Annotated in this window: 20 protein-coding genes; 1 reads left to right on the top strand and 19 read right to left on the bottom strand. The window is 61.6% G+C overall.

Translation table 11 applies throughout. The features are described 5' to 3' along the window. Positions 1 to 43: 43 nt before the first annotated feature. Positions 44 to 523, bottom strand: a complete 480-nt coding sequence (locus FPZ24_RS08145) for a hypothetical protein (protein ID WP_146570916.1) — start codon at positions 521 to 523, stop codon at positions 44 to 46. Beyond that, positions 520 to 1,920 carry a packaged DNA stabilization protein gene (locus tag FPZ24_RS08150; RefSeq protein ID WP_146570918.1) on the bottom strand — a complete coding sequence of 467 codons (1,401 nt, stop codon included), beginning with the start codon at positions 1,918 to 1,920 and terminating at the stop codon, positions 520 to 522. Before FPZ24_RS08150 ends, FPZ24_RS08145 begins: the two co-directional genes overlap by 4 nt. A gap of 151 nt (positions 1,921 to 2,071) precedes the next feature. On the opposite strand from FPZ24_RS08150, the gene FPZ24_RS17565 reads away from it, so the two are divergent. Then, positions 2,072 to 2,680: a PEPxxWA-CTERM sorting domain-containing protein gene (locus FPZ24_RS17565; protein WP_240047668.1), complete on the top strand. Its 609-nt coding sequence runs from the start codon at positions 2,072 to 2,074 to the stop codon at positions 2,678 to 2,680. On the opposite strand, the gene FPZ24_RS08160 is transcribed toward FPZ24_RS17565, so the two are convergent. The 17 genes from FPZ24_RS08160 to FPZ24_RS08235 all read right to left on the bottom strand — a co-directional run bounded on the left by FPZ24_RS08160 (position 2,643) and on the right by FPZ24_RS08235 (position 18,865). Beyond that, complete coding sequence (locus FPZ24_RS08160) at positions 2,643 to 4,094, bottom strand: DUF1996 domain-containing protein (protein WP_146570920.1); 1,452 nt, start codon at positions 4,092 to 4,094, stop codon at positions 2,643 to 2,645. The genes FPZ24_RS17565 and FPZ24_RS08160 overlap by 38 nt on opposite strands. Next, on the bottom strand, positions 4,091 to 5,800 hold the full coding sequence (locus FPZ24_RS08165; RefSeq protein ID WP_146570922.1) for a hypothetical protein: 1,710 nt from the start codon (positions 5,798 to 5,800) through the stop codon (positions 4,091 to 4,093). Before FPZ24_RS08165 ends, FPZ24_RS08160 begins: the two co-directional genes overlap by 4 nt. 70 nt (positions 5,801 to 5,870) lie before the next feature. After that, on the bottom strand, positions 5,871 to 6,341 hold the full coding sequence (locus FPZ24_RS08170; protein WP_146570923.1) for a hypothetical protein: 471 nt from the start codon (positions 6,339 to 6,341) through the stop codon (positions 5,871 to 5,873). Then, entirely contained in the window at positions 6,338 to 6,604 is a 267-nt protein-coding gene (locus FPZ24_RS17325; protein WP_146570925.1) for a hypothetical protein, read from the bottom strand. The genes FPZ24_RS08170 and FPZ24_RS17325 overlap by 4 nt, the downstream gene beginning before the upstream one ends. Before the next feature lie 179 nt (positions 6,605 to 6,783). Beyond that, the gene (locus tag FPZ24_RS08180; RefSeq protein ID WP_146570927.1) at positions 6,784 to 7,242 is read right to left on the bottom strand and encodes a hypothetical protein; all 459 of its coding nucleotides are present in this window, start codon (positions 7,240 to 7,242) and stop codon (positions 6,784 to 6,786) included. Continuing rightward, complete coding sequence (locus FPZ24_RS08185; protein WP_146570929.1) at positions 7,242 to 7,472, bottom strand: hypothetical protein; 231 nt, start codon at positions 7,470 to 7,472, stop codon at positions 7,242 to 7,244. The genes FPZ24_RS08180 and FPZ24_RS08185 overlap by 1 nt, the downstream gene beginning before the upstream one ends. Beyond that, on the bottom strand, positions 7,465 to 7,914 hold the full coding sequence (locus FPZ24_RS08190; RefSeq protein ID WP_146570931.1) for a hypothetical protein: 450 nt from the start codon (positions 7,912 to 7,914) through the stop codon (positions 7,465 to 7,467). The genes FPZ24_RS08185 and FPZ24_RS08190 overlap by 8 nt, the downstream gene beginning before the upstream one ends. A 43-nt stretch (positions 7,915 to 7,957) precedes the next feature. Beyond that, complete coding sequence (locus FPZ24_RS08195) at positions 7,958 to 9,244, bottom strand: P22 phage major capsid protein family protein (RefSeq protein WP_146570933.1); 1,287 nt, start codon at positions 9,242 to 9,244, stop codon at positions 7,958 to 7,960. Positions 9,245 to 9,535: 291 nt separating this feature from the next. Further along, on the bottom strand, positions 9,536 to 10,336 hold the full coding sequence (locus tag FPZ24_RS08200) for a hypothetical protein (protein WP_146570935.1): 801 nt from the start codon (positions 10,334 to 10,336) through the stop codon (positions 9,536 to 9,538). After that, positions 10,329 to 10,484: a hypothetical protein gene (locus FPZ24_RS17125; protein ID WP_186729140.1), complete on the bottom strand. Its 156-nt coding sequence runs from the start codon at positions 10,482 to 10,484 to the stop codon at positions 10,329 to 10,331. The genes FPZ24_RS08200 and FPZ24_RS17125 overlap by 8 nt, the downstream gene beginning before the upstream one ends. Positions 10,485 to 10,524: 40 nt before the next feature. Continuing rightward, positions 10,525 to 12,768 carry a portal protein gene (locus tag FPZ24_RS08205; protein WP_146570937.1) on the bottom strand — a complete coding sequence of 748 codons (2,244 nt, stop codon included), beginning with the start codon at positions 12,766 to 12,768 and terminating at the stop codon, positions 10,525 to 10,527. 55 nt (positions 12,769 to 12,823) lie between these two features. Continuing rightward, the gene (locus tag FPZ24_RS08210; protein ID WP_146570939.1) at positions 12,824 to 14,050 is read right to left on the bottom strand and encodes a PBSX family phage terminase large subunit; all 1,227 of its coding nucleotides are present in this window, start codon (positions 14,048 to 14,050) and stop codon (positions 12,824 to 12,826) included. Then, positions 14,034 to 14,489 carry a terminase small subunit-like protein gene (locus FPZ24_RS08215; RefSeq protein WP_146570940.1) on the bottom strand — a complete coding sequence of 152 codons (456 nt, stop codon included), beginning with the start codon at positions 14,487 to 14,489 and terminating at the stop codon, positions 14,034 to 14,036. Before FPZ24_RS08215 ends, FPZ24_RS08210 begins: the two co-directional genes overlap by 17 nt. Next, positions 14,482 to 14,703 carry a hypothetical protein gene (locus FPZ24_RS08220; protein ID WP_146570942.1) on the bottom strand — a complete coding sequence of 74 codons (222 nt, stop codon included), beginning with the start codon at positions 14,701 to 14,703 and terminating at the stop codon, positions 14,482 to 14,484. The genes FPZ24_RS08215 and FPZ24_RS08220 overlap by 8 nt, the downstream gene beginning before the upstream one ends. A 103-nt stretch (positions 14,704 to 14,806) precedes the next feature. Then, positions 14,807 to 15,343: a hypothetical protein gene (locus tag FPZ24_RS08225; protein ID WP_146570944.1), complete on the bottom strand. Its 537-nt coding sequence runs from the start codon at positions 15,341 to 15,343 to the stop codon at positions 14,807 to 14,809. A gap of 252 nt (positions 15,344 to 15,595) precedes the next feature. Continuing rightward, complete coding sequence (locus FPZ24_RS08230) at positions 15,596 to 18,121, bottom strand: phage/plasmid primase, P4 family (RefSeq protein WP_146570946.1); 2,526 nt, start codon at positions 18,119 to 18,121, stop codon at positions 15,596 to 15,598. Positions 18,122 to 18,184: 63 nt separating this feature from the next. Next, on the bottom strand, positions 18,185 to 18,865 hold the full coding sequence (locus FPZ24_RS08235; RefSeq protein ID WP_146570949.1) for a hypothetical protein: 681 nt from the start codon (positions 18,863 to 18,865) through the stop codon (positions 18,185 to 18,187). Between the last annotated feature and the right edge of the window lie 11 nt (positions 18,866 to 18,876).

Here is an 18,876-nt window from a genome sequence, read left to right on the forward strand (position 1 = left end):
CAGATGCGCCCCGTCTGCCTGTTTTTTGGGCACTTGTAAAGGGCTAGACTTGTCGCCACACGACAGTGCCGTCGGTCTTGGCGTACCATTCGTTTACCTGAATTCCTGCCGCTGCCGCTGCGGTGTCATCGGCGTAAGGCCCGTCCGATGACGACGGTATGGTACCGGTCGCGCGCAGGTTTAGCGTGGAGTCGCTGGGAAGGTTGAAGACGAGCGCGAATCCGCCAACGGTCGTGATGTCGCCGCCCGCCGAGATGGTTAGCGTGTTGCCGCCGTCCGTGAAGGTAATCCCCGATCCTTCGATCAGCACGCGCTCGTTGTTGAACGCAGCATTGGGCGAAAGCGTGATTACCGTTGCGTCCTGGATTGCACCGGTCGATGCAACGGCCCCGGATGCATCGTTGGCGGCATTCGTGGCAGTAACGAACAGCTCTTCGACGAAGCGAATGATCTTCGCCCGATAGCCCTCTGGAGCATTGGCGCACCAAGCTTCGATGTCGGCGCGGTTGAGCTGGGTAGTCATACCGCCAGCGGCTCGACCGTGGCCTCCAGTGCAGCCCATCCCGCAAGCGCCGAGCTATCACCACGGAACCTGAACCCAGCATAGTTGCCCATGCGGCTGTGCGGGCGCCACTGGACGCGCTTCTGACGCTGGTTGGGTTGTCCCAGACTGACGGCGCGTTCCTGCGACCAGACTTGCCCGTCCTTCGAATAGGACATGAACGCGGAAGCATCGCCAGTCTGACCACGACCGGGGAGGCCGACCAATTCCAGACCATGAACGATAAAGCCGTTTGCCTGATTGTACGCGAACTCAGTCTGGAAGCTCCACCCGACAGCCTCGCCGAACTGCTCGCCTGTCGCCTCGTCCAGTAAGCCGAGCTTGTTGCTTTCGAGGTCTTCGCAGATCCACTGGCCGTCCACGTAAACGGCATTTCTAAGCCGATACGGCTTGTCCATTTGACGGCCCGACCGAAGTTCCTGCCACACCGGGACGCCAGATTTTTCCGTGGCATTGCGGTAGAACGCCACCGAACGGTCGGAGAGATGCACGATCAGCTTTTGCTCGTCTCTGGAAACGCGACGCTCCAGTTGAATGCCGGCCGGGTTGACCTCAGCCGCCAAGAGATCGTCGATCGAGCGCGTGCTGATCTTGGTTGCCCCGCCGCCCGAGGCGATCCACACCGCCAACCCGTCGTTGCGCGCCGCGCCGACAAAAGCAAAGCTCTCGGCGAACAGTATCTTGGCGAGCGGGCCGACGCAGCCGATGGGGATAGTCGCGCCGGGGTTGGACTGGAGCGGGAAATTCGACCCGCCGACGTAATTCTGCACCTCGATCGAGGACTTGCCGAACACGTACATTTCCCCGCGCAGGGGGAGTAGGCCCGTCACCTTGTCGGGGTCGCTCTCCGCCGAGCCGTAGCGGACCGGATTGACGCTTGTCGGATCGTTGATGTCGGTCGCGATGACGTACGTGCCGTCAGTCGAGAAATACTGCCCGTTGAGCCACGCCAGATCGATGCATTGACCGAGGTCGGGGTCGGTGACCTGAACGAGCGTCGCGCCGTCCCAATACCAATAATTCGTGCTGGAGCGTATCGCGAGCCGGCCGAACCCTAGCGCGAATGAACATTGCCCACTGCCGCCGACATCGCCCAGCACCGTCACGTTGCCGTTGCCGCTGCCGTCGATCTTGACCAGCTTCGTTCCCATGACGCGGTGCAGGGCGTCGTTGAACACGATGCCGCCACGTCCGATGCCGGGGCCAGTGCCGAACGTCGTCGCGCCGGCAGTGGAGCGGAGATAGCCCTTGGAGATGCCCTGATCGAGCGAGACCGGATCGAGGTTCACCGGGTAGGTCTGAACGAAATCCGCCCGCTGGCTTGTACGAATGCCGGACAGGAGCGGGATTTGGGGCATTTGGCGCAAGGTATAGCCGCGCCCAGCCCCGGCCGTAATTGAGGGAAAGTGTCAGATTATACGGCCCTGATACTGTCCCACGACGGATCATTCTCCCTCTCGACAATTGCCAGCTTTTTTCGCAGCTTCGCGCCTTCAGAGGGGATTAACTATGCGATTCGCGATGCTTGTCGCGGCGATCGGCGCCGCTTGCCTTTCCGTGCCTTCGTGGGCGGCTGACTACAGCGTCAAATTCACCGCCACGAACTTCCGGCAATCCTATGACCCGTCTTTGAATGTCCCGCCGCCGGTAAGCCCGGTGACGTTCGATGCGCTTCTTCACATCGACTTGTCGGGCAATACGGACCCGACGACAAATGGGCTGACCGTGAACTCGTTCAATCTGCCATACGGCGTCGAATATGCCTATGATCGGGCGAGCGACACGCTCATCTTCGGAACGCAAATCGATGTCGATGCTGGCGGTAACTATTACATCCAGCCGGCGCCGTCATCGTGGTTCGTCGCGATAGGCGGGGCGCTGATAGGCTCCCCCGTCGCCTTCAATTTCGTCCAGATGGTCGTCCAGACTACGCCGGGTAATCCTTACACCTATTCAACGACCGATGTGACGTTCGACATCGTACGGCTCGACGCACCAGCTAATTCGCCAGTTCCCGAACCCGCGACGTGGGCCATGATGATCGTCGGGTTTGGCGCGATCGGGGGATTGCTCCGCCGCGCTACATCCCCTTCATATCATGCGTGCTTGTCCGCGTAGTCTCGACCAATTTCAGGTTGGCAGCATTGTTGCTGTCGATCGTCGGGCTCTGCACTTGAGGCATACGCGACCCGTCAGGTGCATTGCCTGACGTAAGCGCGGTGCTGGCAGAAATTGTAGCGCCACCGGTCGCAACGTCGCACTGATGAGGGACGTTGCTTCCGATCCCGAGGCAGAACGACAGCACCTGGTTCCGGATATTAAGCGCGATCCCGTTCATCCAGTCTGCGTGAAACGACCAGCCTGGGATCGTCGTGGGGCAGGTCTGACCTAGCGCTGTGCACTTCGCAGCGAACATCGCGTCGCTATCAAGCTTCCATGTTGAATAATCGGCAAAACCGCGCGTCTGGTGTGCGGATTTGATCTGTAGATCGGGGATTTTATACCAGCCCTTGGGGCAGGTGGTGCCGCCGACATAGTTGTCCTGCACCTCTTGGCGAAGGTGCCAGTAACCACCGGGTGAGCTGATGTTCTTCCCATCCCAGCACAGTGGAGCGTGCGCTTCGGCATATATCGTGTCCCCATCGACGCAGCGCCCTTCCCAAGGGTCCGAACCATCCGCAAGCGTGAAACCGGGGGCCGCGGTCAGCCCGGTCTTGAGGGCACGAATGACGTTGCCGGCGTAGTTGGAGCATTGATAGCCGAGGAACCCGTTGCCCAGGTAGCTATAGCGCCCCGCACGAACAGTGCAGGTTGTGCCGGCTCCACCGTTGGCAACATCAAGCTCATTCTTGAACTTGCAGTCCATGGGATCGTCGGAATTGGTGCCGAAGATGAACCGAAGCTTTTGATGAAGCGGCTGGAGGTCGTCCTTCATCGGACTGGTGCCGTTGCGCGTGTAATAGACCGCGTTGCCGACCGCTGGCATTGCGTACTTCTTGGCCGAGATCGTCTTGACCCAGCACGGCTCCCAATAGCCCGTGGACCACGCGATGCCGCCCGCTGCCGTGGATGCCGGGGCGTACCGTAGGCTTAGCGGTGTCGAGAACGCATTTACCCGAATATTGCCGAAGAACTCGTGGCAATGACTGACGCCGGGTTGCCCATAGAAGCGGATCGGATCGTCGTAGAGGATTTTCGCTGAGTTGATCCGGATGCGAAATTTTTTCTCGGGACAGGTCGTCGTATTGGTCAGGCAGACCGAACTGTCGTTCACCACCCAGCCGTCCGTTGACCATTGCGCCAACGAACGGTCGGTGGGGTCGGACACTTCCGGGAAAGTGGTGAAAGCCGGGGCCGTCCCGCCCTTGTCGTTACTGCCGTCACCAACGCGGTTAGGGGTCGAGCCGTCCGTTTCGTAGGTCGCAGGCGTGTCGATATACGTCCCGACGTCCGGTTGCGGCGTGAGGGTTTGCCCCCAAGCCGGGACAGCCAGCATCAGGGAAGCGAGCAGAATTAGCTTCTTGAACATCATCCGTAACTCGCTGCTAGCATCGCCGAACCGGCGAAATTGAGGCCGCTGACGCTCGGCGTTCCGGTTGCGGTTAGCTGCCCGTACCAATGGCGATAATTGGCGGTGGCCTCGGTGAACTCCGCTTCTTCGGTCGTTCCGGCGTTCGGCGTGATGCTCGCGCCGCCGCTTTCGCTGATGCAGCCCACCAGCACTGCACCGCCCGAGGGGATAGTGACCGAGGCGGTCGTCTGCGGATCGGAGGTATAGCCGTAGGCCTTGACCTGCTGCGTGACGTAGACAGCCGAACTCGCCATGGTCCACATCGCATAGGCCGTGTCCGCCGTGGTCGTCATGGTCACAGCCAGCGATTTGCCTGTGCCACCGCTGGCGATCACGACATCCCAAATGCTGATCGACTTATTGCTCGCGATAGTCCCGGCGCCGCGCATCGTCATCGCGTTGCCGTCGAGCGAAACCGCGCCTGGGAGAGCCAAGGCGTTCGAGGCCTCGATCATCACGATATGGCGCAGACCAGAAATAGTTGTGAGGCCACTGAACGGCGTCGCGTTGTTGTTGGTCGCGGCGCTCGACCGATAGATTGCTGGCGCTACCACTGCGACGGTCGTGACCGTATAAGTGTCCGCGTACGTGCCGACAGTCAGCGTGACATTGACGGCCGTTGCCAAGCTGGCGGACGAAGTAACACGAACAGCAAGCGTATCACCATCAACGACCGTCCCGCTGGACGAAGTGAACGAGCCGCCATTTTTCGATACGGTGCCGCCGCTGACCGAATAAGCGTTCGTATTGCCAACGCCCAAGCCGGAGATGGTAATCGTATTCGACGTGTAGACCGTCGATTGAGTGGCGTTGGTAACGTCCGTGAAAGTAAACGGATTAGCTTGGGCAACGATCGTGTCGGCGATAACGTTGGAGTAAGGCCCCCAGATGTAGCCGCCCATGCCGTCGTCGCTGCCGACCCGCTCGCGCAGCGCAATCGGCCCCGGCGTAGAGGTAGTGGTCAGGCCGGCGAAGGTCACCACGTTCCCTGCGAGGTCGCCTGGCTCGATTTGCTGAATGATGTTGGCAGTCGTTGTACCAGCCAAGAGATTGGCTTGGGCGACTGTCGTATTGGCGCCGGTCGCCGTCTGAACATTCCAGAAGAACCCGGGGAAGAACGTGGCATTCTCCGCCGTCGTCCATAGAAGCGGGTTCACTCCTGCTGAGGAAGTTTGCGAAATGACAGGAGCCGTGATCCCCGGCGCTGCCGCCATTACGGAAATAGCACTGCTTTTTGGCGAGCCGACCGCCCCAGCCAGTGTCTCGACAAGCCCATTGGAAATCACGCCGGCGCTGCCAGTCGGCGTACCGCTGTAGGTACGCGCGCCGCTGTTGACGGTGATACCGGGGATATTGCCGACGATCGTGGAACCGGCAGAGGCACCGATAATGCTGCCGCTCGTCGCGACGCCAATCTGAAGCGCGCCCGACAGCGTTAGCGTCTGTAGCGCAACGGCACTGGAAACAACCACCGTGCCGCTGTCGGCGTGGACATTCCCGGTGCTGTCGAACTGGCGCAGGAAAAACGATCCGGCGACATCCCAGGTGTGATGACCCGCCACCGCCGGTGCGTAATCGACCCCGTCCTTGTACATCCGGAAAGCGCCCAGGGTGCCGCCGGTTCCCGTACCCGAGACGATCGTGTATCCGTCGCCGATATTGGCCATCACGGATCAACAATCAGCATTGGCGGGCTCGTGAACACGAAACCGCCCGGTGATGCCGAAGGGGTCGGCGTTACAGGAACTGCGGGAGTATCGCAGCATCCACCCCGGACGGGAAAAAAGGACTGCCCCAACCAGCCCAGCGACGATTGCCAGAACCACGAATAGTGCCACGGCCGAACTCCATGCAGGGGATAGACTGATACTTGGCGAGAAAGCGATCCTTCGCGGCGATGGCGGGCTTCGAGCCCATCAGTTGCTTGCCGATCGTCGGAGCCAATAATTGCGCCACGAAGTACGACACGCCGAGAACATCCGTGCGGTTTATGCCGCTGTCGTCCATGGCGCTGCCGTCGCCCTCTTGCGGCATGTTGTAGCCGCAGACGCCCGCGAACGGCGCGAGCTGGTCGTTCATCGCCCTAAGCGCCGCCACTTCTTCTTCCGGGCTTAGCTCGAACTCGTAGCTCGCCTGTCCGCAATAGCCGTAGGCGCGCTGGATGATGTCCCGCTTGGGAGGGGTGCCGTAGAGGGGAAGGACGCTCACGGCTCAAGCGCCAGCATGTGGAGCGTTGCCGCAACGGGTGTTGGATTGATCGATAGCGCGCCGAGCAAGAGGCTGAGCAAGCCTGCCGAGACGCGGTTGATCTGGAACACGCAGCCGGTGTTGGTCGGCGTTCCCATAACTTGGACGTTGAACAGATCGGTATTACCGTTCGGAACTTGAACGATGGCGCTGACAATCGGCACGACGCCAGACCCGAACGCCGTGGGATAAGTCCACGCATACGTCGTCGCCGCGCTCGGCATGATAACAATCTGCTTCCGGGCTTTGCTGGCGTGAGTGTGGTCGGCGCGGGCGTAGGGAGTAGCAGACCCCGCTACGCTAGCATCCGCAACGCCCGGCGGCGTCGAGCTGGCAGGTTGGGGGATACTCGCCTGCAACCCGCTGAGATCAGGCGGAGGATAGGAGACGCCATCCTCGGCCACTAGAAGGTTTCCAGTACGCCGAGGGTCTGTGCTGCCGTGGGGGAAGTGGCAAAGATTTGCGCAGATGTGGCAATCGTCACCGAAGCGCCGGCCGTTCCGGCCAGGAAAAACCCGGTCGTAACGCCAGTGGTCGCCGCGTTCGCCGTGAAATACACAGGCTGCGTGCCGGTAATGTTCGTGAACGTGACCGCCTGACGCCCAGCGCGAGCAGCGACAACCGAAAGAGCAGCGGCGGGAGAAATGGACGATGCGGCCTGGCTAGTCGCAAACGATCCCGTGCCTTGGCTTTGCGTGACGGTCGGGCTGGCCGACGTCCCGGCGCCGGCATTGACGCCGTTGGAATCGACCAGAGAGAACGCAGGGATAACCCCGCCGCGACTGATCCCGTCAGGCCCGGTGATATAGGTGTTGAACCCGAGATAACCGCGAGTTCCGAAGTGGTAACTGAGCGCAGCCATTATTCCTCAACCCTCACCTTGGGCGGTCTCCCGCGACGGGGGCTTTCGATCTCGGAGACGGTCAGGACTTCGCCTTCATCGTCGGTCAGCGGGTGGAGGCGCCAACCCTTGGCCAGTGCCTCCACCTCTTCCCCGCGCGACGACACGACGAGCGTTTCAACCGGCTTGCCCCAGATCAGTTCGGTGCCACCGTCCCGATAAAGAGCGCGTGGATATTCGAACTCATCCACGCGGCTTCAGCACCGAACGGCTGACGTCGTTCGTGTAAGCTGGGCCGGCGTCGGTGACCTCGTACGGCGACTTGATGTTGAGAACGTCGCACAGGGCTTCCACGACGTCGGTGCGGTTGTGGCCCGAACGCTCCATTTCAAGCAGCGAGGCGATCGTGCCCTGCTTGAGCGTCAAGCCCTGGTCGTCCTTGCCCTGCAACGCCGCCTTGAGCGCTTTCGGGTCCATCTCCAGGAGATATTCCAGATGCGTCGCGTCGTTGGTCTGCTGGATGCCCGGATTGGGGTCTTCCACCACCGGGTTGCCATCGGTCTGCGCGAACTGGCGGGCCGCACTGTCGCGGATTGCGTCGAGCGCGCCTTCCTTCTTCGCCTTGACCACGTCGGCCTTGGCGAGATCGGGAAGTGTCACGTCGGTCTTGATGTCGGAAATCTTGTCGGTCATCTCATTCACTCCAAAAGGGGTCAGTCTCTCAGGGCGGCTGAGATCAGGTCTGGTTGAAGAGCTGGATGCCCGACATTTCCGGCTGCAAATCCGCGAGGCCGTAATAGGCGTCGAGGCGGTACAGCGTGTCGAGCGTGCCGATCTGCGCCTGCTTGGCCATCACGATCGTAATGCCGCTGTCGGTCGTCAGGCTCGTCACCGCCATGCCCGAATTGGGATCGGGCTCGTACTTGGCCGGCATGATGACCATCGCGTCGTCCTGCCAGAACGGGTTGGCGGTCGTGGTGACGGTGTTGAGGAACGTGATGACCGCGCCGTTCGTCGGAGCGTTGGACACGTTCTTGTACTGGAGTTCCGGATCGGTCGCGCCGGTGCCGGCTATGATCGGAGGCGAGATAACGTAGTTACCGGCCGCACCCGCCGAACCCGACGACTGCGAGATGATGCGGAAGGTCTTCAGCACACCGGTCGATTGCTTGGTGATGTGGTTGACCTCGAACACGCCGGCGATCGTGAACGCGTCGCCCGCCTTCACGCCGGCGCCCGTCACGCCCAGCGACACCGTCTGGAAGCGGTTGTCGTTGTTGGTGCGGCTCAGGCCATCGGTCGAGAGCGTGGTCGAAACCGGCGTATAGAACAGCGGCAGGGTGTTGGTGATGGTCACACCCGTCGCCGTCGCGGCGGTCAGCGTATAGCCATAGTCGAGCTTGTACGTCTCGAACCCGGCAATGTCGCCGACATAGGCCTTCTCGTACGCCGTGTCCGACTTCTTGTTGCCGAACGAACGCGACGCCTTCTGAAGGTCAGACGCCATCGAGTTGTAATCGCCCGACGAATAGAGCGCCTTGCGATCGGCCATGGAGATGCCCATGCGGTTCATCGCCGTGTCGAGAGCCGCCACGTCATCGAAGCCCGACGCTGCGGTCGTGCGCTTGCTGACGATCGAGCCCTGCAACGCTGCGAGGTTCGAGCAATCGACGTTGATGTCCGACGCCAGGCGCTGGAGAGCGGCCTTCATGACGCGGCGCTGCTGGAGCGGATCACGCAGTTCGAGCGGGCCGAACGTGAATGGAACCGAGTGGCTGTACGACAGCGTCACCGGGACCGAAAGCTGCGTGTAGGTACGCGCGAAGTTCGAGGTCTGGTTGATGCCGGTGAACGACTGCGCGATGTACGGCTGGGGAACCCATACCGTGTTGAAAGCGCGCTCCAGTGCCTGGCCGTCTTCGGCGAGGTTGCGGAAGGTCTTCGAGATGACGAGGTTGTCCTCGAAACCTTCGACCAGATCGTTGAAATCAACGAGGGTATTTTTCGAGAATGCGTTAGCCAAAGCGGCCTCCTGAAATGACTGAGCGAGAGGCCACGGCCTCAGATCGCACGGTCACTCCATTCACGGCAGGAGGCGCCGGTTGTGCTGGTCGGGCTTTTACGCTAACGCGCGGAGCGCGTCAAGCGGCTGCCTGATTTTTAGGCACAAGCCTCATTGCATCGTCGAAATAGGGCTGGATATACGAGGCTGGCGCGCCGACATTTGCCGCAACGTGCTCTATCGGTTGGCCGCGCAACACCGCCTCGCGGCAAGCTAGAAGCATGTGCTCGAAACTGCCGCGAGGGTAAGACATCAGGCGGCTTTAGCTCGAAGCGTTTTGCGATGCCGATTGTATTCGGTCATGTTGCCCGACTTGAGCGCCTTCTCCAGCAGCTTGTCGCCAACCGGATCGCCTTCCTTCTTGGCGATCGGCGCCGATCCCCGCAGGATCGTGTCGCGCTCGGGCGGGGGTGGGGGCGTGCGGGTGCTGGTCTTCACGTTCTTCTCCAAGTCCCGAAGCATGAATATCTGCTTGAGCATGTCGGGCTCGTCGGCGATCTTGCTCAACTGCGCTGGATAACGCCCGAGCGCGGCGACGACCTTGGCAGGGTTATCGACGTACTTGGCGAGGCCCATAATGACCTGTTCGGGCAATGCAGCGCGGACAGCGGCGTCGGCAGCGTCGAACTCTTCCTGCTTGATCGGGAGTGAAGCGCGCGAGGCCTGATACTTGACCTGCAGGTCCTGAAATTCGCGCTGCTGGGCGTCCTGCCGCTTTTTCTGCTCTTCGGCCTGGCTCTCCGATGCGCGCTTGGTTTCCTTCCACGCGTCGAGCGCCGCCTCGAACTTGTCCTCATCATACTCGCATGATTCAAGCGTGGGCTTGGGGCCGACCTCGATCGGTGCAGCCGGCTTCGCGTATTCGGACAGCTTGCGGTCGCGGTCGCGGATTTCCTGGCGCAGCTTCTTGACCAGCGGCGGTTCGTCGCCGGCTTCCTCGCCCTCAAGTTCGAGCACGAACTCTTCGGCGTCGGGTGTTTCGGGCGCTTCCTGTTCGTCGCCCTCTTCGGCAACGTCGGTCAGCAACAGTTCGTCGTCTTGTTCGTCAGCCATTGGACTTTTCCTCCCCGACGAGGAACTGCTCAAATTTCTTAGCTGCCTCGACCACATCGGAGGCGATGATGTCGCGGGTGCGGGATACAATCTCGGCTAGATCAATCGCACTTGCCAGAGCAGTCGCGCGGATATTGTGCTCGTCCACTTGCTTTCTCCTTCACTCGCCCGAAACCCCGGCGGTCGGGTTATGCTGCGTCGTTTGCTCGGTCGTCGCGATCGGCCGCACGACGGTCCATTTCGCGCTGGTGTTCAGCGTCGGTCAGTTCGCTGCCCAGCTTGATGCGCTGATGACCTATTTCGTGGTCGATCTTGCGGGCTTGCGCGTCCTTCAGGCGGGCGCTGGCGATCTTCTCCGTCGCATCCACGACGTTGTTCGGGTGTGCGGGGTGATCGAGCCCACTTGGCACGTCGGGAGCGGCTTCTGGGCCTCCCACGGCTTCTGCCTGGGCGAGCTTGAGCGCTGCCGACGCCGCACTCTCCTGCGTCTTGGCTTGATTGAGTTGTACCTTCGACGCGCTCTCGGCGGTCTGCGCCTGCAATGCCTGTTCAGCGGCGGACGGCTGGCCCTGCTCCTGAGCGGCGCGCGCCAGTTCCGCAGCCTCTTCCTTGGTCGGCGTGCCGATGCCCATGCCGAGCAACTTCTTGCGCGCCCAATCGGCCACGTCTTTCGTAGATCCGCGCATCGCGGTTGCCGCGCGGAGGATGTAAACCTGCGCCAACTCTTGGTCGCCGGCCTTTGCAGCGGCCTCCGCCATCGCGACGCACTGATTGAACTCGCGCTGCTGGACCGTTGCTGTCGCCTGCTGGACCGTGGCGACGCACTTGTACGTACCTTTGCTCAGGTCGTTGCGAACACCGTATGCGCCGTTGTCCGACGTCACCGGCTGCATTAGCGTCGCCGTGCCGTCCTGGCCTTCCTCGGTGCGGGTCTCGACCTTGCGGCCGTCCTCGAAATAGACGGCCCGGGCCATCGATTCGTAGATCACCCCCTCTCGCTGGACGGCGAGGCAAGCGTTATCGATGTAGATGGCCGACCTCGCATCTACACGCTCGGCTGCAAGGTCCATGGCCTCGTACGAGGTATTGGCCCTTACTTCTTCGACATCCTGCGCATCGTCCGCAGCCTCCGCGATGACGAGCTGGAGTAACTGTGCCGTGGCAGCGCTGACTTCCGGAGCCTTGCGTGTGCCGATCTGGGTGGAGGCGATCGAGCCGTCCTCATTGCGCAGGGGCAGGAGATACAGGAACGGCTTGCGATCGATATTTGCGTTTGCCCAGTCTGCGGCAATCTCGTCCGTCATCTGTTCTGGCGCGACGATTGGTACGTCATACGGGGCAAGGCTGGCCGTCTCGACATAATTGCCGACAGCCGTGTTCAGGATGCGATTGCGGTCCTTGCGCTTGCGGGTGTAGCCCCACCAATAACGCACGCCATCGACAAACTCGGTGTTGCCATAGACCGGGACGATCGGGATGTTCTCGCCCGCGATATACCCGCAGTCCTTGAGCACCTTCGTGCCGTTCAGGATGTATTTGTGGACGCGGGTGCGCTTGTTCTTGCGGGTGCGGCGCTTCCAGCCGGTCGCCTTCTTTTCAGACAAGGCCTCGGCCGTGATCTCGTCCTCGAAATACCGCTCAACCTCATCGGTCAGCGGATTCGTGAGGATGATGCGGTCGGCGTCAACGACCTCTTTCTTGTAATACTCGGCGATGCAGGCCGTGTCGGTGGTGTACCAGTCCCATTGGTACTTCCACTGGTTCGACGGCCAAGGGTTCAGGTTGTCCTCGCCCCATTTCGCCTTGGCGATCTGGATAAGGTCGCGCGTGATGATGAACGCGCTCTCGGCGTCAGATCCGTCCTGCGACACGCCCCCGTAGAAATACACCGACTGATCGGCGTCGGGGATCATGATGCCGGGAATGACGCGCTGGTGCTCGTTGTCGGGGTCGCTGGGGTCCTCGTAATCGGTCGAAAGACGATACGCCCCGAACCCGCCGCCGACAGCCTCCCGCACTGCGTTATCGCGCGCCTGGCTGGCGTTGTAGTGGTAGCAGTCGGCACGATAGAGACCGTCGAGCGTCTCGGCGGTCATCTCATCGGCCGCGTCGTTCGCCGGCACGAAGTCAACGACGACACGGTTCTTGTTCCAGTCGTCTAGGATTTTGTCCTTGGTCTTCGTGATCTTGTCGATCTCGGGACGCGGGCTGTTCTCGGCGTTGTCGCCCCATGGGCCTTCCCACATCGCACCGGTGCGAACGGTAAAGGCGCGATCCTCAAGACTCTCGGCGCGTAGCTGCTGAACGGCAAGCGGGGTCGAGACAGCATCGAACTCGGTGAGCGCCGTTTCCCACACGTCTTGGAGGCGCTTGCTGTCCGCCTCGGCGCCGCCTTCCTCGATATCGCTTTCAGGGGTGGGCGCGTCGGACATGCGCCCGACTACATACGCGCGATCAGGTTTAGGGCGCTGTCAGTTTAGTGTCAGACTAACGTTTCGCCCATGCCGTACGGTTGGAGGGGATGGTGGCCGCGATCGGTGGCTTGTTCGCTTTCACCCGACGCGCTCCTTCGCACGCATAGCGCAGCGCGTCGATCAGATGGTTGTCCTTGTCCTCGATCACCGGCAGCACGTCGCCGGTCAACGGGTCCAGCTTGTAGCTGTAGTGCGTCAGTTCCTGGATCAGATGCTCGCAGCGGGGATGCACGACGATATCGAACGACTTCAGGAACTCGACGCCTTCCTCGACTGAGCGCGCGCCCTTGATCGCGGGGCGTATCCGGGGAAAGCCATGATTGCGCAGATAGCTGATCGTTTCCGGCCGCGAACTGTCGGCCGTCGTCCACCATTTCTCGCTGTCGGGGACGCCCATGAATAGCTGGGGCAGGTTGTTGATCTCGACCTGAAGCCCCCATGCTTCGTGATCGACGTATAGCTGCGTGCCGTCGATCCAGCACCGGACAAGGCACGACGGGTCGATGCTGAAGCCGAAGTCGGCGCCCTGTCGGTACTCGGCGTTGACCGGGCTTTCGAACTCATCAATGCGCCAGTTCTTGAAGATGCGCGCTTCGCTGTTCTGGCGGTACTGGCCAAGCCAGACGTGGTTGTATTTATCGATGTCACGCCCGCGCGTGTATTCCATCTCAATCCGCAGCTCTTCGGGAAACCACGGATTGTCGGGGTAATTCACCTCGCGTACGATGCTGTTCGGGGGAGGCCCGTCCTCACTGCGAAACATTTTGTCGATTGGGTCAGTGGGCAGGTCCGGGTTCCACGTCCAAATCAGTCTTGAGCCGGGGCCACGGATCGTCGGCACGACCGTATCGATACTGCCTTGGCTGAACGCCTGCGCTTCATCGCCCCAGAAGGTTGTGACGCCCTCGATCGACTTCACGCCAACTGCGTTGCCCTTGAGGCCGGTGAACAGAAACAGGCTATCATTTGGACCCCTGATTTCGGTCTCGGTGCTCGTGAACACGGATCTGACATCAAGCCGGTCAATCTCATCGTCCAGAACACGCTTCGATGAGTCACGGATCGAGCGTTGCGTCTCGCGCCCGCACAATACCCGCTCATGGCGCTCCATCGATTGCAGGATCAGCCCCGTGGCGACGGTGCGTGTCTTGCCGGGGCCACGACCACCATGCCATGCCAGATGCCGGAACGGCAGCCACAGATCACCCGCATACTCTGGAAGATCAACCTGCTTGGTCACGCTTCACCAGGTTGATCGTGAAGCCCTTCGGCAGCGGGTTCTCGGGGTCGGAGCCGATCAACTGTCGATCTCCGTAGCGCTTCGGGTCCCACTTCGCGAGAAGCTTTAGGCGAAGCTCGACGCGGTTCTTAGCCCACTGAACCGCAGCACTATCGATGCGGCTTTCAGTTCTATCCTCACCCGATGTCGTGATGACGCGTTCCGGCTCGGCATCAATGATCTGTTTTGCTTCCAAGGCAATTGCATCCCATCCCGCCTCACGCGCACGCGCGATGTCCCGCGCAAGCTCTGCGTCATCATCAGCCCACCTGCGCACCGTGTCATCACACGGCATGCCTTCGCCCGCGCAAATCACGGTCAGGGGCGTGCCTGCGCTCAACCCTTTCAGGACCACGGGAATGATGGCAGCCCGTTCGCCGTCAGTGAACGTCTTAGGCATTCTTCTTCGCCTTCCTCAATTCGTACAGCCGTGTCCGTACAGCGCCCGGTGATCGTCCAAGCTGGTTCGCCAATGCGGCAGCGGTAGTTCGAGCCTGCACCCGACGCCCGCAGTGCTTGAGCAGCAGCTTGTCCTCTTCGCGTGTCCAGCGACGGGTGGGGTTAGGCTGGCGGTTGATGGCGCGTTCGAGGATCAGGCTTTCGGTATCGGTCAAGGCACGATGACGCCCCAATGCCTCAGCTAGGTGGATCACGGCAGCGTTACCGGCTGGTATGTGCTCCATTACCGCTCCTCCTGCTTGATGGGTGGGGGTGGGGTCATTGGGTAGCGGCCTCGACGGACAGCAGCTCAGCGTCTGGGAAAAACTGCTTGGCCTCGGCGACGATCGCCATGCCGGCAACCATCCGCGCGACCTCGTCGGGCGTGACGATGACGACACGCTCGCCCTTGAGCGCTTGCACACGGCCGACCGAACCCGCCTGCTCGACGACGACGACGCGCGTGCCGGTATTGTAATCGACACCGACCAGGTAAGCGTCATCCGGCAACAGCGGGCTCTCCAGTGCCGCCACAGCCGCGCGCCAGCCGCGTACCATGGCTGCGGCCTGGTCCTGAACCTCTACGGCCGTACCGGTGATCAGCGCCGTGTTGTAGAGATCGATCTGCTCGCAGACGCGATCGTAGAGGTCGGCATCGACGCGACGCAGCGTCCCCAAGCGCCAACGACTACGGAAAGCGGTCTCGGCCGGCGCAACCTCCGCCAGGGCCGCGGCGACGACGCGATGATCGGGGGCGCTCACAGCCGCACCGCCAATCGCCCGCCCGCCGCTCTCGCCGACGATGGCAGGGGGCATTCTCGCGCGCGCGTATCCCCCCCATATAGGATATCTCTTTTTTCCGTCTTTTTTATACTTTTATCAGTTATATAAAAAAGTGCCCTAATGCCCCCAATCAGGGGCCATGTCGCTGCAATCGTTACACAAAATCGTGGGGCAGATTGCGGGGCAATCGAAGATCGCGGGGCACAAAATAAGCCCTGCCAAAATCGCACACTGCCCCAGAAGTGCCCCTCTGGACGCAAAGTGCCCCATAAAAGTGCCCCGGACCTAAAATACTGTTTTACCACGATTTCCCTCCTTTTTCGGGGCATTTCCTTCCCAATGGCGGTTGACCTCTTCCCGTGCTGACGAAAAGGCGGGTTTCTTGTCGAAACCGGCGCCTTTGACGCGGCTCTCCCAGGCGAACAGGCCTTCTTCGTTGAGCCTGATCCCACCGAACAGGCGTTCACCGCTGAGCTTGAGGTCGGCGAGACCGGGGAAGCGTTCGCCGATCATGCGTGTCACCGAGTTGCTGGAGAACGGCTTGCCGTCGTCGCTTTCCATTTCCCACCAGCCGTTGAACGACGTGCTGAGGTCCTTGCGCGCGACCTTGGTATCGCGGCTGGGTTCGACGCACTGGCGTATCCACGACCCGATCGGATCGTTCGAATCCTGGAAGCTGCGGCCGGCATCGGACATCGCGGCGGGTGGATCGAACCGACCGCGCGCTTCGAGCCTCTGGCGCCCTGCTATGGCCCACCACAACACGCCGGTCAGCTCTTCGGCGATGACCTTGGCCGCGAGGCTCTGGTAGCCGATCGGCTCCGGGGCATCCTCCGGCCTGACGACGGTCATGGGGAGGATCAGGGAGCGATTGTAGGTAGCGTCCGACTTGTCGTTGACGCGTGGCAGGTTGTTGGCGGTCAGCATCACCGGAAAGCCGAAGCTGACCTCGATGTTCTTGCCGCCTTTCATCTGGGCGCTCGTGGTTTCGCCGGTGACGACGACCTTGTAGGTCTCGGCGTCGAGATATTCCTTTGCGCCGATCGCGTCGTCGGCAATCCAGCCGCGCTTGCCGATCAGCGGTTCGAGGCCGAACCGGCCTTCCAGATCGCGCATCCTGGCATTGCAGATATGCTTGAGCCCCAGGATGCCTCGTGCGACTTGGCTAACCTGTGTCTTGCCCGAGCGGCTGGGGCCATGGACGAGCAGACCCTTGAGCAGCGGTCGGCTGCGGATCACGGCGACCGAGGCGCCGAACCATTCCTGCAACGTCGCGATGATCTCAGACGCCGCGCTCCGATCGGCAAAGGCGTCGTTCAGGAAGGCTTTCCACGTTGGACACGCCTGCGAGCCGTTGACCCGCGCCGCGACCTTGAACAACGCATAGTGCTCGGGGCTGTGGGGCAAGACCTGGAGCGTCCTCAGGTCCAATGCCGCGTCTTCCGCGATCAACAGTCCGTGATCGTCGAAGGCGACCTCGTCGCGCCGCAATTCCGGGCGATCCATGATATAGGCCTTGGCGGCGTTCAGGATCGAGGTCGTCGGGTTGATCGACAGGCTCTGACACGCCTCCTGGATCATCGCGCGCAGGCGCTGCGCCAGCGGGTCATTCCAGGGCAGCCAGATGCCGCCTTCGTACACGTATGTCGTGCCGGCCGTGTGCATGATCGGGCCGTAGCGCTCGTTCCAAACAGCGATGACCGCCTTGCCGACCGTCACGATCTGCGTTTGCCGATCGTCGGGCTTCGGCTTGGGGGCGGGAACGACATCGGCGTCGTGCACGAGCTTTAACGCCGTATTGCCGATCATCGGCGCGGCACGCGGCGCAGCAGCTTGTTTGGGCCGCGCCTTGGCGAGATCGCGCCTGATGGCCGTTTCTTCCGCCGTCCAGTTCCAGCGCTGGTCGCTGGGAGCCGCGGCTTCTGTCGCGGCGAGGATGCGATCGACAATCTCGTCGTCGTCATAGCCGCGCGCGATCATCGAATAGGCGACACGGATTTGCGTTTCATGGATTGAATTACGACCCGGCGCGCCGTGCGCCATGGCAGCGAGTTCGGCATCGATATCGATGGCGGGCTCGTAGCCAGCTTCCTTGGCGTAGCTCAGGAAAGGATCGTCCGCCCTTACCGGACGCGGCGCTTCGATCTGGCCGCGGAGCATGACGCGCTGTTCGGACAGCCATTCGATCAACGCATCCAGATCGTAAACGCGGCCGCTATCCTCGACGACTTCGCATAATGCCGGTTCGCCATCGTACAATGCGACTGTCTTGGCCTTGGAATTGAACGTCCCCGGCAGCCGCATGATACGCGCAATGTCGGCGCACTTCGGGTCACCGGCGAGAATGTGGACCAGAGCCTTGAGCGCCTGGACAACGACGGTTCGCGTGGCCGACGCTTCGCTGACATCTGTCTTGTCTTCCAGCAACCAGTAGGCGTGAAGCCCACCGCCAGAATTGACGATGATTGAGGGCGGCAGGGGCAGGAACTGGAGAACTTGGATTGCATGGTCGCCGGCAATACCTTGTGCCGCGCAGTCGATATCGACCCATAGCGCGGGGCATTCCATGGCGTTTGCGGCTGACCCGTCGTCGCGTTCCTTGCCGCGCGTGCAGACACCGAAATAGGTGCCCCAGCCTGGCTTGTCGTTCGCGCGACAGAAGCCAAGGATGTCGTTTTCCTGACGACTGAACACGGAGCGCGCACCACCCGTTCGCTCATTGGCGCACGCGCGCAGCTCGACGTTATGAAGCGTCTCGGTGAAGAACCGCTTCAAAAAGTCAGCAGCAGCAGTGTAGTCCTGATCGCGCAAGGCTGGTTTTCCAGTGTTGTGTCCCTGGCGCCGCTTCCAACAGCGCCAGGGACGGAGACTTGTTTAGAAGCGGGTCTTCGAGCCGGCGCTCGCCTTCGCGGCGGGTGCCGGCTCATCTTCGTCGCCACCATCGGCAGCGGGGATCGGAACAGAGCCATTCTCGACCCAGTCCGCGATCGTCAGGACAGGCACATAGGTCTTGCCGTATTCGGCGTGCTTGTAGCTGTCGCGACCGAGTTCGAGCACCGGGATCAAACCCTGCGCGCGCTCCGGCGCCCTGGCGAATGCCTTGCACAGATTGCCGATGCAGCCGATGCCGCCCTTGCTGGAAGCGCTGAACGTCATTTGTTCGCCGTCATCGGGATCGGCGAGCGGCAGCTCGTTGGTGAAGTTCCAGGGGTCTTTCGGCCGACCTTCCTTGTCGAGTTCCCAGGCGTCCTGGTCGTCGTAGCCGAGCTGGTCGCGCGTTTCGGGCTTGTAGCCCTGGGCGAGCAGACCGAGGCGACGCTCCACCGGCTTGCTGTCGGCCCAGCGAATCCAGCCGATGCTGAGTTCGTCCATGTTGGCGGCGAGGCGGCGACCGAGTGCGATCTCGTCGTCGTTCTGGCCGAGCAGCCATTCGCCCTTGGAGAACTTCAGGAAATTGCCGCCCTGCGCGGCCTCGGCGCCGTATGCGGCATATGGATCATAGCCGCCGGGCGCCGCGAGCGCTGTGCCCTGGTTGATGGTGCTTACTTCGTTCATTGGTCCTTTTC

Source organism: Sphingomonas panacisoli, assembly GCF_007859635.1.
GTDB lineage: Bacteria > Pseudomonadota > Alphaproteobacteria > Sphingomonadales > Sphingomonadaceae > Sphingomonas > Sphingomonas panacisoli.

Excerpts from the sequence above, each read along its gene's own strand:
- FPZ24_RS08215 (WP_146570940.1), bottom strand. The coding sequence starts at position 14,489 with ATGCCTAAGACGTTCACTGACGGCGAACGGGCTGCCATCATTCCCGTG.
- FPZ24_RS17565 (WP_240047668.1), top strand. The coding sequence starts at position 2,072 with ATGCGATTCGCGATGCTTGTCGCGGCGATCGGCGCCGCTTGCCTTTCC.
- FPZ24_RS17325 (WP_146570925.1), bottom strand. The coding sequence starts at position 6,604 with ATGCCGAGCGCGGCGACGACGTATGCGTGGACTTATCCCACGGCGTTC.
- FPZ24_RS08200 (WP_146570935.1), bottom strand. The coding sequence starts at position 10,336 with ATGGCTGACGAACAAGACGACGAACTGTTGCTGACCGACGTTGCCGAA.
- FPZ24_RS08235 (WP_146570949.1), bottom strand. The coding sequence starts at position 18,865 with ATGAACGAAGTAAGCACCATCAACCAGGGCACAGCGCTCGCGGCGCCC.
- FPZ24_RS08145 (WP_146570916.1), bottom strand. The coding sequence starts at position 523 with ATGACTACCCAGCTCAACCGCGCCGACATCGAAGCTTGGTGCGCCAAT.
- FPZ24_RS08225 (WP_146570944.1), bottom strand. The coding sequence starts at position 15,343 with ATGCCCCCTGCCATCGTCGGCGAGAGCGGCGGGCGGGCGATTGGCGGT.
- FPZ24_RS08205 (WP_146570937.1), bottom strand. The coding sequence starts at position 12,768 with ATGTCCGACGCGCCCACCCCTGAAAGCGATATCGAGGAAGGCGGCGCC.
- FPZ24_RS08160 (WP_146570920.1), bottom strand. The coding sequence starts at position 4,094 with ATGATGTTCAAGAAGCTAATTCTGCTCGCTTCCCTGATGCTGGCTGTC.
- FPZ24_RS08190 (WP_146570931.1), bottom strand. The coding sequence starts at position 7,914 with ATGACCGACAAGATTTCCGACATCAAGACCGACGTGACACTTCCCGAT.
- FPZ24_RS08180 (WP_146570927.1), bottom strand. The coding sequence starts at position 7,242 with ATGGCTGCGCTCAGTTACCACTTCGGAACTCGCGGTTATCTCGGGTTC.
- FPZ24_RS08150 (WP_146570918.1), bottom strand. The coding sequence starts at position 1,920 with ATGCCCCAAATCCCGCTCCTGTCCGGCATTCGTACAAGCCAGCGGGCG.
- FPZ24_RS08165 (WP_146570922.1), bottom strand. The coding sequence starts at position 5,800 with ATGGCCAATATCGGCGACGGATACACGATCGTCTCGGGTACGGGAACC.